14 protein-coding genes are annotated in these 13042 nt (G+C 73.8%); 9 read left to right on the top strand and 5 right to left on the bottom strand.

Annotation, left to right across the window (positions count from 1 at the left end):
- Positions 1–38: 38 nt before the first annotated feature.
- The 4 genes from B1A86_RS02270 (at position 39) to ilvA (ending at position 4551) form a co-directional block, all read left to right on the top strand.
- Positions 39–914, top strand: a complete 876-nt coding sequence (locus tag B1A86_RS02270) for a Bax inhibitor-1/YccA family protein (protein WP_078025764.1) — start codon at positions 39–41, stop codon at positions 912–914.
- Between the two features lie 120 nt (positions 915–1034).
- Entirely contained in the window at positions 1035–2006 is a 972-nt protein-coding gene (locus B1A86_RS02275; RefSeq protein WP_078025763.1) for an aldose 1-epimerase family protein, read from the top strand.
- On the top strand, positions 2003–3220 hold the full coding sequence (locus B1A86_RS02280) for an AI-2E family transporter (protein ID WP_078025762.1): 1218 nt from the start codon (positions 2003–2005) through the stop codon (positions 3218–3220). The genes B1A86_RS02275 and B1A86_RS02280 overlap by 4 nt, the downstream gene beginning before the upstream one ends.
- Positions 3220–4551, top strand: coding sequence for a threonine ammonia-lyase (ilvA, locus tag B1A86_RS02285; RefSeq protein ID WP_063189022.1), 1332 nt, complete (start codon positions 3220–3222; stop codon positions 4549–4551). The genes B1A86_RS02280 and ilvA overlap by 1 nt, the downstream gene beginning before the upstream one ends.
- Before the next feature lie 10 nt (positions 4552–4561).
- Here the strand turns inward: ilvA and B1A86_RS02290 are convergent, their stop codons facing one another.
- The 3 genes from B1A86_RS02290 to B1A86_RS02300 form a co-directional block, all read right to left on the bottom strand.
- Positions 4562–5200, bottom strand: coding sequence for a GPP34 family phosphoprotein (locus B1A86_RS02290; protein WP_078025761.1), 639 nt, complete (start codon positions 5198–5200; stop codon positions 4562–4564).
- A gap of 96 nt (positions 5201–5296) precedes the next feature.
- Complete coding sequence (gene greA / locus B1A86_RS02295) at positions 5297–5791, bottom strand: transcription elongation factor GreA (protein WP_060973861.1); 495 nt, start codon at positions 5789–5791, stop codon at positions 5297–5299.
- A gap of 256 nt (positions 5792–6047) precedes the next feature.
- Positions 6048–6494 carry a DUF4307 domain-containing protein gene (locus B1A86_RS02300; RefSeq protein ID WP_002856530.1) on the bottom strand — a complete coding sequence of 149 codons (447 nt, stop codon included), beginning with the start codon at positions 6492–6494 and terminating at the stop codon, positions 6048–6050.
- 115 nt (positions 6495–6609) lie between these two features.
- Between B1A86_RS02300 and mca the strand changes: the two genes are divergently transcribed.
- Both mca and B1A86_RS02310 read left to right on the top strand, forming a co-directional pair.
- On the top strand, positions 6610–7602 hold the full coding sequence (mca, locus tag B1A86_RS02305; protein ID WP_078025760.1) for a mycothiol conjugate amidase Mca: 993 nt from the start codon (positions 6610–6612) through the stop codon (positions 7600–7602).
- 48 nt (positions 7603–7650) lie between these two features.
- Positions 7651–8055 (top strand): hypothetical protein, encoded by a 405-nt coding sequence (locus tag B1A86_RS02310; protein ID WP_070708714.1) that lies wholly within the window; start codon positions 7651–7653, stop codon positions 8053–8055.
- 156 nt (positions 8056–8211) lie between these two features.
- Here the strand turns inward: B1A86_RS02310 and B1A86_RS02315 are convergent, their stop codons facing one another.
- Positions 8212–8931: a hemolysin III family protein gene (locus B1A86_RS02315; RefSeq protein ID WP_078025759.1), complete on the bottom strand. Its 720-nt coding sequence runs from the start codon at positions 8929–8931 to the stop codon at positions 8212–8214.
- Positions 8932–9036: 105 nt separating this feature from the next.
- Here B1A86_RS02315 and B1A86_RS02320 point away from each other — a divergent pair, with 105 nt between their 5' ends.
- A complete protein-coding gene (locus B1A86_RS02320; protein ID WP_041105013.1) occupies positions 9037–9810 on the top strand; it encodes an isoprenyl transferase in 774 nt (257 codons plus the stop codon).
- Here the strand turns inward: B1A86_RS02320 and B1A86_RS02325 are convergent.
- On the bottom strand, positions 9789–10430 hold the full coding sequence (locus B1A86_RS02325) for a rhomboid family intramembrane serine protease (protein ID WP_227717990.1): 642 nt from the start codon (positions 10428–10430) through the stop codon (positions 9789–9791). The genes B1A86_RS02320 and B1A86_RS02325 overlap by 22 nt on opposite strands.
- Positions 10431–10657: 227 nt before the next feature.
- Between B1A86_RS02325 and B1A86_RS02330 the strand changes: the two genes are divergently transcribed.
- Both B1A86_RS02330 and B1A86_RS02335 read left to right on the top strand, forming a co-directional pair.
- Positions 10658–12106: a PhoH family protein gene (locus tag B1A86_RS02330; RefSeq protein ID WP_078025758.1), complete on the top strand. Its 1449-nt coding sequence runs from the start codon at positions 10658–10660 to the stop codon at positions 12104–12106.
- Positions 12107–12449: 343 nt separating this feature from the next.
- Positions 12450–12953: an A24 family peptidase gene (locus B1A86_RS02335; protein WP_078025757.1), complete on the top strand. Its 504-nt coding sequence runs from the start codon at positions 12450–12452 to the stop codon at positions 12951–12953.
- The last annotated feature ends 89 nt before the right edge of the window (positions 12954–13042 follow it).

Genomic DNA, 13042 nt, shown 5'->3' on the forward strand with positions numbered 1-13042 from the left:
GCGTGCGACCGGGCCGACTCGACCCGAAGGAGCGAGCCGTGGCGAATCCGGTCATGAACTCTCAGAACTTCCAGCAGCAGATGCAGGGCGGCGGACAGGCGCAGCCCGGTTGGTACCAGGGCGGGCAGCAGTCCGCGCAGTCCCCGTACGGCCAGCAGCAGAGCCCGTACGGCCAGGCCCAGGCGTTCGGCGCCGGCCAGGCGGCCCAGCAGTACGCGCACCAGCAGTCCATGGAGGACGCCTTCCGCGCGCCCTCCGCCGGCCCGGAGCAGACCGGCCGGATGACCTACAACGACGTCGTCGGCAAGACCGGCCTGATGCTCGTGCTCGTCGTGGTGGCGGGCGCCGTGGGCTGGTTCTCGCCGGGCCTGATGATCATCGGCGCGATCGCCGGCCTCGTCCTCGGCCTGGTCAACTCGTTCAAGCGCGAGCCCTCGCCCGTGCTGATCATGCTCTACGCCCTGGCCGAGGGCCTGTTCCTCGGCGGCATCTCCGCCGTGTTCGAGGCGGCCTACCCGGGCATCGTGGTGCAGGCCGTGCTCGGCACCTTCTCCGTGTTCGCGGTGATGCTGGCCCTGTACACCTCGGGCAAGTTCCGCCCCACCCCGCGCATGACCAAGATCGTCATGACGGCCATGCTGGGCTACCTCGTGTTCATGCTCATCAACCTGGTCCTGACCTGGACGGGCATCGCGAACCTGCGCACCGGCGGCCTCGGCCTGATCATCGGCGCGATCGCCGTGCTGCTCGCCGCGTACTCGCTGACGATGGACTTCGAGATGGCCGCCGTGGGCGTGAAGAACGGCGCCCCGCAGAAGTACTCCTGGTCCGTGGCCTTCGGCCTGACCGTGACCCTGATCTGGCTGTACGTCGAAATCCTGCGCATCGTCGCCATCCTGCGCGGCAACGACTGACCGGCGCCCCGTCCCCGCACGGAGACCCGCACCGCCGCCCCGGTCCTGCACAGGCCGGGGCGGTCTGCGTCCGCGAGGGCGTAGATTGAGGGGGTCCCTCGCCGCCACTCAGGAGGTCCCGTGACCGAGACCAGCGACCTGCCCGCCTTCGGGGCCCCGGACGCCACCGGCACCCAGCACCGCCTGCACCGCGGGTCCGCGGAGGCCGTCGTCGTCGGCCTGGCCGGTGCCCTGCGCAGGTACCGCGTGGCCGGCGTGGACCTCACCGAGCCGTACGGCCCGGACGTGGTCCCGCCCGCCGCCAACGGCATCCAGATGAGCCCGTGGCCGAACCGTGTCGCCGGCGCCCGCTGGATCCTGGACGGCGTCGAGCAGCGCCTGGACGTCACCGAACCCGCGCGCGGCCACGCCAGCCACGGCCTGCTGCGCAACACCCACTTCGTCACCGAGACGTTCTCCGCCCACGCGGTGACCCTGCGCGGTGAGATCCACCCCCAGCACGGCTGGCCGTTCCGGCTCACCCACCGCGTCACGTACGAGCTCGAGGCGGACGGCGGCCTCACCGTCACCGCCGAGGTGCAGAACCACACGGACGCCACCGTGCCCGTGGCGGTCGGCGCCCACCCGTTCCTGCGGATCGGGGACGTCCCGACGGCGGAGCTGAGCCTGCGTGTGCCCGCGGACGCCTGGATCCGCACGGGGGAGGACCTCATCCCCGTGGAGACCCTGCCGGTGGACGGCACCGACCTGGACTTCCGCCGCGGCCGGGCCGTGGGCGAGGCCGCCCTGGACGTGTGCCTCACCGGCCTGACCCCGGACGCCGACGGCCGGCACCGCCAGACCCTGCTCGCCGCGGACGGCCGCGCCGTGACCCTGTGGTCCGACCACGCGTTCGCCTACACCCACGTCTTCGTCACGGACCGGCTGCCCGGCCGTGACACGGCGCTCGCGGTGGAGCCGCTCACCGCTCCCGCGGACGCCCTGAACTCGGGGGAGGGCCTGCACCGGCTCGCCCCGCACGCCCGCTGGAGCGTCCAGTGGGGTCTGACCCCCCATGTCCCCGACCACCCACACGAGGAGGATCGCGCGTGAGCTCGACCCTGGCGGCCCAGACCAAGATCAACAAGGACGTGCCCTACGGGCTGACGGTGGCCGCGGCCTGGTCCTGGCGGCTGGTGGCCGTCGTCATCGGCATCGGCGTCGTGGTGTACCTGCTGGGCTTCGTGAGCCTCGTGGTGATCCCGATCCTCGTGGCCGCGCTGCTGGCCACCCTGCTGGCCCCGGTGTTCCAGGCGATGCGGCGCATCAAGGTGCCGGGCGTCGCGGCCGCCCTGCTGTGCGTGCTGCTGTTGGTCGTCGTCGTGGTGGGCCTCATGGGGCTCGCCGGTCAGCAGATCGTCCAGGGCTTCGCCGAACTGGGCGACCAGCTGGGCCAGGCCGTCGACGACGCGATCGCCTGGCTGGCCGGCGTGGGCGTGGAGATCCCCCGGTCCGGTGCCGGGCTGGAGGGCCTGTGGCAGACGCTGCGGGACAACTCCGCCACGGTCATGAACAGCGCCGTCTCGTTAGGCTCCACGGCCGTCAACATCGGTGCGGGCCTGTTCATCGCCCTGTTCTCCCTGATCTTCTTCCTCTACGACGGCGACCGCATCTGGCGCTTCCTGCTGATCTTCGTGCCGAAGGCGCACCGGGCCACCGTGGGCCGAGCGGGCCGCTCGGGCTGGCAGTCGCTCGGCTCCTACGTGCGGGTCCAGATCTTCGTGGCGTTCATCGACGCCGTCGGCATCGGCATCGGTGCCCTGATCCTGGGCGTGCCGCTGGCCATCCCGTTGGCCGTGCTCGTGTTCCTGGCCTCGTTCATCCCGATGATCGGCGCCACCCTGACCGGCGCGATGGCGGTGCTCCTGGCACTGATGTCCAACGGCCTGGTCAACGCGCTGCTCATGCTGGGCGTGGTGCTGCTCGTGCAGCAGATCGAGTCGAACGTCCTGCAGCCGCTCGTGATGGGCAAGGCCGTCGCGCTGCACCCGCTGGCCGTGTTCCTGGCCGTCGCCGCCGGCTCCACCGTCCTCGGTCTGGCGGGCGCCGTGTTCGCCGTGCCGGTGCTGGCCTTCGTGAACAGCTTCGTCCGCGCCCTCACCGCCGACACCCCCGAGGAGCTCACGGAGCGGACGGGCCACGCCCTCGAACCGGGCGGCGCGGAGGACGAGACGGCCGGCTCCCACCGGTACCGCCCCTCGGCGCACGACGACGCCGCCCTCGCCTCCGAGGCCGACGCGGGCACCCGGCACGGGGACGACGCCTGATGGGCGCGGCGCAGGCCACGGACACCCCGGACCGGACCGTCCCGACGCCGTCGCCCCGGTGGGTGCGGCCCGCCGGCGGCCCGCCGGCCCCGACGGCGCTGCCCGTCACCCTCGAGGAGATCGAGCGGGCGCGCGAGACGCTGCGCGGGATCGCCGAGCTCTCCCCGCTGCAGCACTCCCGGGCGCTCTCCCGGGCCGTGGGCACGGACGTGCACCTGAAGTGCGAGAACCTGCAGCGGGCCGGCTCGTTCAAGGTCCGCGGCGCCTACGTGCGGATGGCGCAGCTGAGCGAGGAGGAGCGCGGCCGCGGCGTCGTGGCCGCCTCGGCCGGCAACCACGCCCAGGGCGTCGCCCTCGCGGCCGCCAAGCTCGGCATCCGCGCCCGCATCTTCATGCCGCACGGCGTCGCCCTGCCCAAGCTGCAGGCCACCCGGGACCACGGCGCCGAGGTCGTCCTGCACGGCTCCACCGTGGACGAGTCCCTCGCCGAGGCGCAGCGGTGGGCCACGGAGACCGGTGCCGTGTTCATCCCGCCGTTCGACGACCCGGCCGTGATCGCGGGCCAGGGCACCGTCGGCCTCGAGATCCTCGACGTGCTGCCGGACGTGGACACCGTGATCATGGGCATCGGCGGCGGGGGGCTCATCGCCGGCACGGCCGTGGCCCTCAAGGAGGCCGCCCGGCGTCGTGGGCGCACGGTGCGCGTCATCGGCGTGCAGGCGGCCACCGCCGCCGCGTTCCCCGGCTCCCTCGAGGAGGGCCGCGTCCAGGTGCTGGAGAGCGTGTCCACCATCGCGGACGGCATCGCCGTCGGCAGGCCCGGGGCCCTGCCGCTGCGGATCGCCGCCGAGCTGGTGGACGCCGTCGTGACCGTCACGGACGACGAGATCGCCGCGGCCCTCGTCCACCTCCTCGAGCGCTCCAAGCTCGTCGTGGAGCCGGCGGGCGCCGTCGGGGTGGCCGCCCTGCTGGCGGGCCGCACGGCGGACCTGGGCTTCGAGCTCGGCACCACCGCCGTGATCCTCTCCGGCGGGAACATCGATCCGATGCTCATGCTGAAGTCCATCCAGGCCGGACTGTCGGCCGCGGGGCGCTACATGACCGTGCGCATCCCGCTGCGGGACCGCCCGGGCGAGCTGGCCACGATCTCACGGATCATCGCGGACACGGACGCCAACGTGGTGCGCGTGGACCACACCCGCGTCGGCCCGGACCTGTCCATGGGCGGCGTGCACATCACGATCGACATGGAGACCCGCGGCACCGAGCACTCCGCCCAGGTGCTGGAGGCGTTGCGCGCGGCCGGCTACAGCCCGGCCCCGCTGCCCTGACCGGGCCGGCTCAGGCCACGGAGCCGGCGGCGGCCGCGGTGACGGTGCCACAGGTCCCGCCCACCGCGCGGCGCACGGCCTGGACCAGGAGGTCCTCGCGCGTCAGCGTCTCGATGCGGCGGACCATCTCGCGGCGGTCGTAGCGCTCGTGGGCGCCCGGCAGCAGGCGTCGGGCGAGGTTGAGATGCTGCAGCACACCGAGCAGGAGCACGTCCTCGTCGCAGGGCTCGGCCTCGTCGAGGACCACGGCGGTCAGGTGCGCCAGCAGCTCGGTGCGCTCGGTGCCCCGGGGGACGTGCCGGGTGGCCAGGAAGGCCTTGCGCTCGGTGAGGCGGCCGGTCTCGGTCAGATGGGCGACGACGGCCTTGCGCAGATCCGGCTTGCCGGCCGCCACGGTGGACACGAGCGGTCGACCGGCCAGGGCGTCGACCTGTCCGAGCGAGGAGTCCAGGACGGGGTCGCCGGTGGTGCCGGCCGCGGTCACGAGCACGCGGGCCCGGTCCACGGGGACGTCCTCGAGCGTCACGATCCCGGCGGAGCGGTGGTCGGCCAGCGCGGCGGCCGCGAGGGCCACGCGATGGTGGGAGGGGCTCTCGGAGCGCCCGTCCTCGCGGGTGAGCAACAGGTGCGCCTTCTCGACGGTCAGCATGGGGCCAGAGTAGCAACGGGGGCGCGGTGGGACCCGGGACGGACGACGGCCGCGGCCCCTGGAGGGGACCGCGGCCGTCGTCGGAGCCGGGGTCGGTCAGCCGGAGTAGGGCTGGACGTCCTTGACCTCGACCTTGATGTCCTTGCCGTTCGGGGCGGTGTAGGAGACCTTGTCGCCCTTCTTGGCACCGTTGATGGCCTCGCCGAGCGGGGAGCGCTCGGAGTAGACCTCGAGCGACTCGTCGTCCGCGGCGATCTCGCGGTTGCCGAAGAGGAACGTCATCTCGTCGCCGGCGACGACGGCGGTCACCACGGTGCCCGGGTGCACGGCGCCGTCGTTCTCGGCGGCCTCGCCGACGCGGGCGGTCTCGAGCAGGTGCTTCAGCTCGGCGATGCGGCCCTCGTTCTTGGACTGCTCCTCGCGGGCGGCGTGGTAGCCGCCGTTCTCCTTGAGGTCGCCCTCATCGCGGGCGGCCTCGATGCGCTCGATGATCTCCTGGCGGCCGGGGCCGGAGATGTACTCGAGCTCCTTGGAGAGGCGATCGTACGCCTCCTGGGTCAGCCACGGGGCGTCGGACTGGCTGGTGGTCATGCTCTGTTCCGCCTTTCTGTCTCGGGTGATGCGGAGTCCGGGGCGCAGCGCACCGTACCGGTGCGCGATCCGCGTCCGGCGGACGCGCCCGCATGCGAAAGACCCCGCCGATCAGGAGGACGCGCGTGACCCGAGGGCTCCGTGCGACGCCTGCCTGACTCACCGGCGGGGCGGGAATGCTCCGACGAGTCTATCCGGGCGGCGTGCGTCACACCAAAGGCGGCCGCTACGCCGAGGGCGGAGCGGCCGGGAGGGCTCAGACCTTGCGGCAGGTCTCGACGACGCCGGAGTCGCCCCGCACCACGGTGCGCACGTCCACGGTGTAGCGCTGCTGCGCGTCCGAGGGGGAGTCCCGCCGGTCGGCCGGCAGGGTCTCCAGGCGGACGGTGCGGAAGCCGACGGGGGCGGCGTGGGAGTCGGTGACGAGCACATCGCACTCGGCCTGCACGCCCTCCGGGACGGAGGCCTGGAAGGTGACGGTCGCGTGGCCGTCGTCCTCGATGGTGAAGCCGACGTCCTTGTACTCGATGGCGCCCACGGACATGTTCAGGCCGATCCACACGGACAGCAGCACGGCCACGACCAGCCCGAGCCCGCCGAGGCCCGCCCACAGCCGACGACGGCCCGGACGCGTGTGGTCCGTGCCGTACCGGTTGGCTAATGTGGGGTCCTGCGCGCGGACCGCGGGGGCGTGGTGAGACATCCCCTCCACCCTAGCCGCTGCCCGCCGCCGGAGGCCGATGACGACGTCGGCCTGGACCCCCCACGCCGCCGCCCCCGCGGCGGCTCCGCCATCCGGACAGGAGTGTGCGATCCCCGTGACCGATCAGACCCCCCAGGCCCAGCCCGCCGCAGGCACCGCCCTGCCGCCCTCCACCGGGCTGCGTCTCATGGCGGTGCACGCCCACCCGGACGACGAGTCCTCGAAGGGGGCCGGCACCATGGCCGCCTACGCGGCGGCCGGGGCCGAGGTCATGGTCGTCACGTGCACCGGCGGCGAGGCCGGCACCCTGCTCAACCCGTCGTTCGGGGACACCACCCGGGCCGACCGGGACATCGCGGCCGTGCGCCGCGAGGAGATGGCCGAGGCCGCGCGCATCCTCGGCATCCGGCACGCCTGGCTCGGCTTCCTCGACTCGGGCCTGCCCGAGGGGGATCCGCTGCCCGCCCTCCCGGCGAACTGCTTCGCCGAGGTCCCGCTCCAGGATGCGGCGACCCCGCTGATCTCGCTCGTGCGCCGGTTCCGCCCGCACGTGCTCATCTCCTACGACGAGGTCGGCGGCTACCCGCACCCGGACCACCTGCAGGCCCACGCCGTGACGATGGAGGCCTACCGGGCCGCGGGCCTCGCGGACGAGTACCCCGAGGCCGGGCCCGCGTGGGAGGTCTCCAAGGTCTACTACGACTGCGGCTTCAACCCGCGGAAGTTCCGCACGATGGCCGCGGTGGCCGAGGCCGACGGCGAGGACGTGCCGTTCGCCCGACGCCTGATGATGTTCGACGCGATGGACGCGATGCGCGAGGTGCTGCGCCGCCGCGAAGCCGGGGAGGACGTGCCCGACCCGGAGGTCATCCCGCCGTGGGTCACCGCGGACCACGACGTCACCACGCAGGTGGACGTCACCGGCTTCCTCGACGAGCGCGATGCCGCCCTGCGGGCGCACCGCACGCAGATCGACCCCGACGGCATGTTCTTCGACGCCCCCCACGACCTGCAGCGGCGCGCCTGGCCGTGGGAGGACTTCGCGCTGATCGACTCGCGCGTGCCCTCCGAGCTGCCGGAGCACGACCTCTTCGCCGGCCTGCGCTGAGCCGACCCGGCTCGGGCCGAGCGGCCGGGGCCGGTAGAGTGGGGCGGCGTGACACCCCTGTCTGGCCTTCCCCTCGTCCTCACCGCGCTCGCGGCCGCGAGCCCCGCGCCGGTGCCCGCCGTCCCGGAGCCGACGCTGCGCCCCGGGCTCGAGGAGGCGGAGGTCACCCCCGGCATCGAGGGGTTCCTGTTCACCGCGCTCATGGTGGTCATGGCGATCATCGTCCTCCGCGTCATGGTCCGCTCGGTGCGCCGCGTCCAGCAGCGCTCCCCGCAGGCCGAGGCCATGCTCGTGGAGCGCCATCAGCAGCACCTGCCGGACGAGGTCCGCGCGGGCGGCGAGCACCTGGACGCGGACTCCGAGGACCGGCTGCGCCGCCTGCAGGAGAAGTACCCCGGCTACCTCCAGGAGCCGGCCCCGGAGCCCCAGGCCCCGGACACCGGACGCGACTGACCGTCGTCGGGCCCGTGCACGCCCGAGACTCGACGCCGGAGACTCCACGCCCGAACCCTTGAGGCCCGCAGACGCGCCGCTACGGCATGGACGTAGCGGCGCGTCTGCGGGCCTCGGCGCTGCCCGGCGGGGCGCAGACTCCCGTCCCCGACACGCTCAGGCGACGACGAGCACCGCCCGGTAGATGGCGACGGCGTGGCACACGAAGCCGGCCACCGTGAAGGCGTGGAACAGCTCGTGGAAGCCGAACCACTCGCGGTGGATCGTGGGGGCCTGCAGCGCGTAGCAGACCGCGCCCGTGATGTACGCGACGCCGCCGGCCACGATCAGCCACCCCGCCGCCGCATCCGCGGCGAAGAAGTCGCCCAGGTAGAGCAGCGCCGCCAGCCCGAGGGCCACGTACACCGGCGTGTAGAGCCAGCGCGGCGCGTCCGTCCACAGCACCCGGAACGCGACGCCGGCCACGGCCCCCACCCACACCAGGGTGAGCAGCACGCGCGCCCGGTCCGGAGCCAGCAGGGCCAGGGAGAGCGGCGTGTAGGTGCCGGCGATGACCAGCATGATGTTCGTGTGGTCCAACCGCTTGAGGACACGGGAGACCACCTCGTTCCACTGCACCAGGTGGTACGTCGCCGAGACCGCGAACAGCAGCAGGCCCGTCACGGCGTAGACCGCGCTGGCCCACCGCAGCGTCGCGGTCGGCGCGAGCACGATGAGCACGATGCCGGCCGCGAGCGTCAGCGGCGCCATGACCGCGTGGATCCAGCCGCGCAGTCGGGGCTTGTACAGCGGATGGTCGGGGTCGCGGATGCGCTCGATGCGCCAGCGCAGGCGACGGGCGGCGTCGGTCTCGCGGAGGGGTGTCACAGGGTCCATGCCTCCATTGTCGTCGGTCGGCCCGGGGCCGGGGCACGGGATGGTCGCTGTGTGCCGCGCGCGTATCCTGGAGGCTCGCAGGACCGTCCGAGAGGGGAGCGCGCCGTGGGTCGACCCGAGGCCTTCTACCGCCTGTACGAGCGGCGGCTGACGCGCGGCCTGGACCCGGAGCGCCTGCCCCGGCACATCGGCGTGCTGGTGGACGGCAACCGTCGCTGGGCCCGCGCGTTCGGGGCGTCCACGCAGCAGGGCCACCAGGCCGGAGCTGAGCGCATCCTCGACTTCATCGGCTGGTGCGACGAGGCCGGCATCCCCGTGGTCACGCTCTACATGCTCTCCACCGAGAACCTGCGGCGTCCGGCGGAGGAGCTCGCCCCGCTCCTGGAGATCATCCAGACGACGGCGGAGCGCCTCGCCCAGCCGGCCGAGGGCCGCGCCCCCGTGTGCGTGCAGCCGGTCGGCGCGGTGGACCTGCTCCCCGAGCCCATGGCGCGACGGCTCGCCGAGGTCGCCGAGCAGACCAAGGGCCACGACGGCGTGCACGTGAACGTGGCCGTGGGCTACGGGGGCCGCCAGGAGATCCTCGACGCCGTGCGCGAGCTGCTGCGGGACGAGCACGCCCTGGGCCACAGCGCGGCGGAGGTGGCCGAGTCCGTCACCGTCGAGCAGATCGCGGACCGGCTCTACACGCGCGGCCAGCCGGACCCGGACCTGGTCATCCGCACGTCCGGGGAGCAGCGGCTCTCCGGGTTCCTGCTCTGGCAGTCCGCGTACTCGGAGTTCTACTTCTGCGAGGCCATGTGGCCCGCGTTCCGCAAGGTCGACTTCCTGCGTGCCCTGCGCGACTACGGCAGCCGTCAGCGCCGGTTCGGCACCTGACGGTCGGCGCGGCCCCACCACAGGCCCAGCAGCACCCCGACGACGGCCCCGGCCAGGTGGCCGGTCCACGAGATGCCGGGTGCCGGCAGCAGGCCGATCAGGCTCGAGCCCAGGTGCGTGAGGGCAACGAGCACGGAGACGACGACCGCCCCGATCCGCCGCACCGCGACCCCGTAGACGATCAGGAACGCGATCAGCGCGTACACGATCCCGGAGGCGCCGATGTGCACGCCCGGGGTGCCGATCACCCAGGTCAGCAGGCCCGAGCCCAGCCAGGCGCAGACGAGCAGGGCCACCGGCCGGCGCGAGACCAGGGCGGCCAGCGGACCGAGGACGAGCAGCGCCGTCGTGTTGCCGATCAGGTGGGCCCAGCCGGCATGCAGCACGGGGGAGAACAGGACCCCGTCGAGGCCGTCGAGGCGTCGCGGGATCAGGCCCACGCCGGGGATGATCACCCGGCCGAGGAAGATCAGCACGAACTGCGCGACCCACATGGCCGCGATCAGCACGGCGGTGGGCGCGACGGCGCCCAGCAGGCGGCCGCCGGCGCGCTCGGCCAGGGTCGGGGCGGGGGCCGGGCCGCCCGGCAGATCGGGCAGGCCGGGGGACGGGCGGTGCATGCTCAAGGGCCCTCCTGTGGACGGGGAGCGGGCGGCCGTCGGGACGTCGGCGGCGCGTCTCCAGTGTAGGGAGCGCGGGACGCCGGGGCCGTGGCGGGGCCCGGACGGACCGTCACCGCGACTTCATCCCGGGTTCACCGTGCCGGGCCCCGGCGGACGACGCCGCTTCCTAGCGTGGCCCGTGGGCGGACCCCCGCCCGCACGGTTCACCGGCACAGGAGGCAGACATGGTGGCAGAGCTCGTGGAGCACGCGCAGACCCGGCAGGAGCCGTCGAGCCGGCCGGGCCAGGCGCGTGCCGAGGCGGGGGCGGCGGAGGCGACCGGCCTGCGGACCTACGTGGTGGACACGTCCGTGCTGCTCTCGGACCCGCGCGCCCTGCTGCACTTCGCCGAGCACGAGGTGGTCCTGCCGCTCGTGGTGGTCTCGGAGCTTGAGGCCAAGCGCGCCGACCCCGACCTCGGCTACGACGCGCGCACGGCCCTGCGCCTGCTCGACGACCTGCGCGGCCGCCACGGCGCGCTGGACCAGCCCGTGCCGATCACCCCCGAGGGCGGCACGCTGCGGATCGAACTGAACCACGTGTCCGTGGACGTGCTGCCCCTGGGCATCCGCGGCACGGACAACGACTCCCGCATCCTCGCCGTCGCGAAGGCGCTCGCGGACGAGGGCGCCATGGTCACGGTCGTGTCCAAGGACCTGCCGATGCGCGTGAAGGCGGCGGCCATGGGCCTCGCCGCGGACGAGTACCGCCACGAGCTCGTGCGTGACTCGGGCTGGCGCGGCACCGTCTCCCTCAGCGTGGCGCAGGAGCGGCTGGACGCCCTCTACGACGACGGCGAGGTCGACCTGGCCGGCGTCCCGCTGGGGACCCTGACCGGCACGGGCGTCGAGACCGGGCCGGAGGAGGCCCCGGCCGAGGCGGACCGCCTGCCGGTCAACACGGGGCTGGTGCTCACCGCGCCCCGGGGCTCCGCCCTGGCCCGGGTCGGCGAGGGCGGCCGAGCCTGCCTGGTGCGCGGGGACCGCGACGTGTTCGGCCTGCACGGCCGTTCCGCCGAGCAGCGGCTGGCCATCGAGCTGCTGACGGATCCGAGCGTGGGCATCGTCTCCCTCGGCGGCCGCGCGGGCACCGGCAAGTCCGCGCTGGCGCTGTGCGCGGGCCTCGACGCCGTGATGGAGCGCCGCGAGCACCGCAGGGTGGTCGTGTTCCGCCCGCTGTACGCCGTCGGCGGCCAGGACCTCGGCTACCTGCCCGGCTCCGAGGGCGACAAGATGGGCCCGTGGGCGCAGGCCGTGTTCGACACCCTGGGTGCGCTGGTCTCCCCGTCCGTGGTGGACGAGGTGGTGGACCGCGGGATGCTGGAGATCCTGCCGCTGACGCACATCCGCGGCCGCTCGCTGCACGATGCGTGGGTGATCGTGGACGAGGCGCAGTCGCTCGAGCGGAACGTGCTGCTCACGGTGCTGAGCCGGATGGGCCGCAACTCGAAGGTCGTGCTGACCCACGACGTCGCCCAGCGGGACAACCTGCGCGTGGGCCGGCACGACGGCATCGCGGCCGTGGTGGAGCGCCTCAAGGGCCACCCGCTGTTCGGACACGTGACGCTGACCCGTTCCGAGCGCTCCCCGATCGCCGCGCTGGTCACGGACCTGCTGGAGGAGGGCCGGGCCTGAGCCGGGCGGCGGGGTCGGTCATGAAAAAGGGGCCGCTGCCGAAGCAGCGGCCCCCGGCGGGGGTGCTCGGCCCCGCGGAGGGGGGATGGGGGGCCGAGGAAGCCCGCCACCATGGCCCCTTTGAAACGGGATTGAGGCCATGGGGTCTGTGTGAGCCCCGTACGTCCATCAGACGGCCGGAAGCTCGTGACTTCACAGTAGACCCGTGCGAGGGCTCGTCGCAATGGGCGGCTCCGGTTGCGCTGTGGGCAGAACACGGGGTGGCCGGACCGTGAACGCGAGGTGGCCTGATCGCCTGTGGACGACGGCCCGGCGGGTGCGCCGCCCGACCTAGGCTGGGCGCATGAGCGGGGTGGGATGGGCGTGGACGCACGGCGCGCCGGCGACGGCGGTGCTGTGGTCCCTGGGACTGGTGTGGTTCGCGGTGTGCGCGGGCGTGCTCGTGCGCACGGACCTGCGCGAACATCGGCTGCCGAACCGATGGACGCTGCGGCTGGCGCTGGGCGGGTTGACGATGATGACCGGGGGAGCGCTGCTGGCGGGCCGGGGTGACCTGACCCTCTGCAGCCTGCTGGGCGGTCTCGGTTACACCGTGGCGATGCTCGCGCTGCACGTGCTCAGCCGCGGCGGCCTCGGGATGGGCGACGTGAAGCTGGCCGGCGGGCTGGGCGTGTACACGGGGGTGCTCGGTCCGACGGCGGTGCTCGCCGCCGGGGTGGGCGCGATCCTGCTCGGCGGCGTCGTGGCGGGGCTGCTGGTCCTCGCGGGCCGGGCGACGGGGCGAACGGCGCTGCCGTTCGGGCCGGCGATGGTGGCGGCGGCCGCCGGAGTGCTGGTGCTGGCGTGAACGACGAGCGGCCGCCCTCCGCACGGGAGGACGGCCGCTCGGCGTCGTGGCCCGGGAGGCGGCGTCGCGCCGCTCACCGAATCCGCCGG

Source organism: Micrococcus sp. KBS0714 (assembly GCF_002008305.4).
GTDB classification, from domain to species: Bacteria; Actinomycetota; Actinomycetes; order Actinomycetales; family Micrococcaceae; genus Micrococcus; species Micrococcus luteus.

Bases quoted from the DNA above. Each gene is read 5' to 3' on its own strand.
- B1A86_RS02290 (WP_078025761.1), bottom strand. From the start codon at position 5,200: ATGCTGACCGTCGAGAAGGCGCACCTGTTGCTCACCCGCGAGGACGGG.
- B1A86_RS02315 (WP_078025759.1), bottom strand. From the start codon at position 8,931: ATGGACCCTGTGACACCCCTCCGCGAGACCGACGCCGCCCGTCGCCTG.
- greA (WP_060973861.1), bottom strand. From the start codon at position 5,791: ATGACCACCAGCCAGTCCGACGCCCCGTGGCTGACCCAGGAGGCGTAC.
- ilvA (WP_063189022.1), top strand. From the start codon at position 3,220: ATGGGCGCGGCGCAGGCCACGGACACCCCGGACCGGACCGTCCCGACG.
- B1A86_RS02325 (WP_227717990.1), bottom strand. From the start codon at position 10,430: ATGCACCGCCCGTCCCCCGGCCTGCCCGATCTGCCGGGCGGCCCGGCC.
- B1A86_RS02335 (WP_078025757.1), top strand. From the start codon at position 12,450: ATGAGCGGGGTGGGATGGGCGTGGACGCACGGCGCGCCGGCGACGGCG.
- B1A86_RS02300 (WP_002856530.1), bottom strand. From the start codon at position 6,494: ATGTCTCACCACGCCCCCGCGGTCCGCGCGCAGGACCCCACATTAGCC.
- B1A86_RS02330 (WP_078025758.1), top strand. From the start codon at position 10,658: ATGGTGGCAGAGCTCGTGGAGCACGCGCAGACCCGGCAGGAGCCGTCG.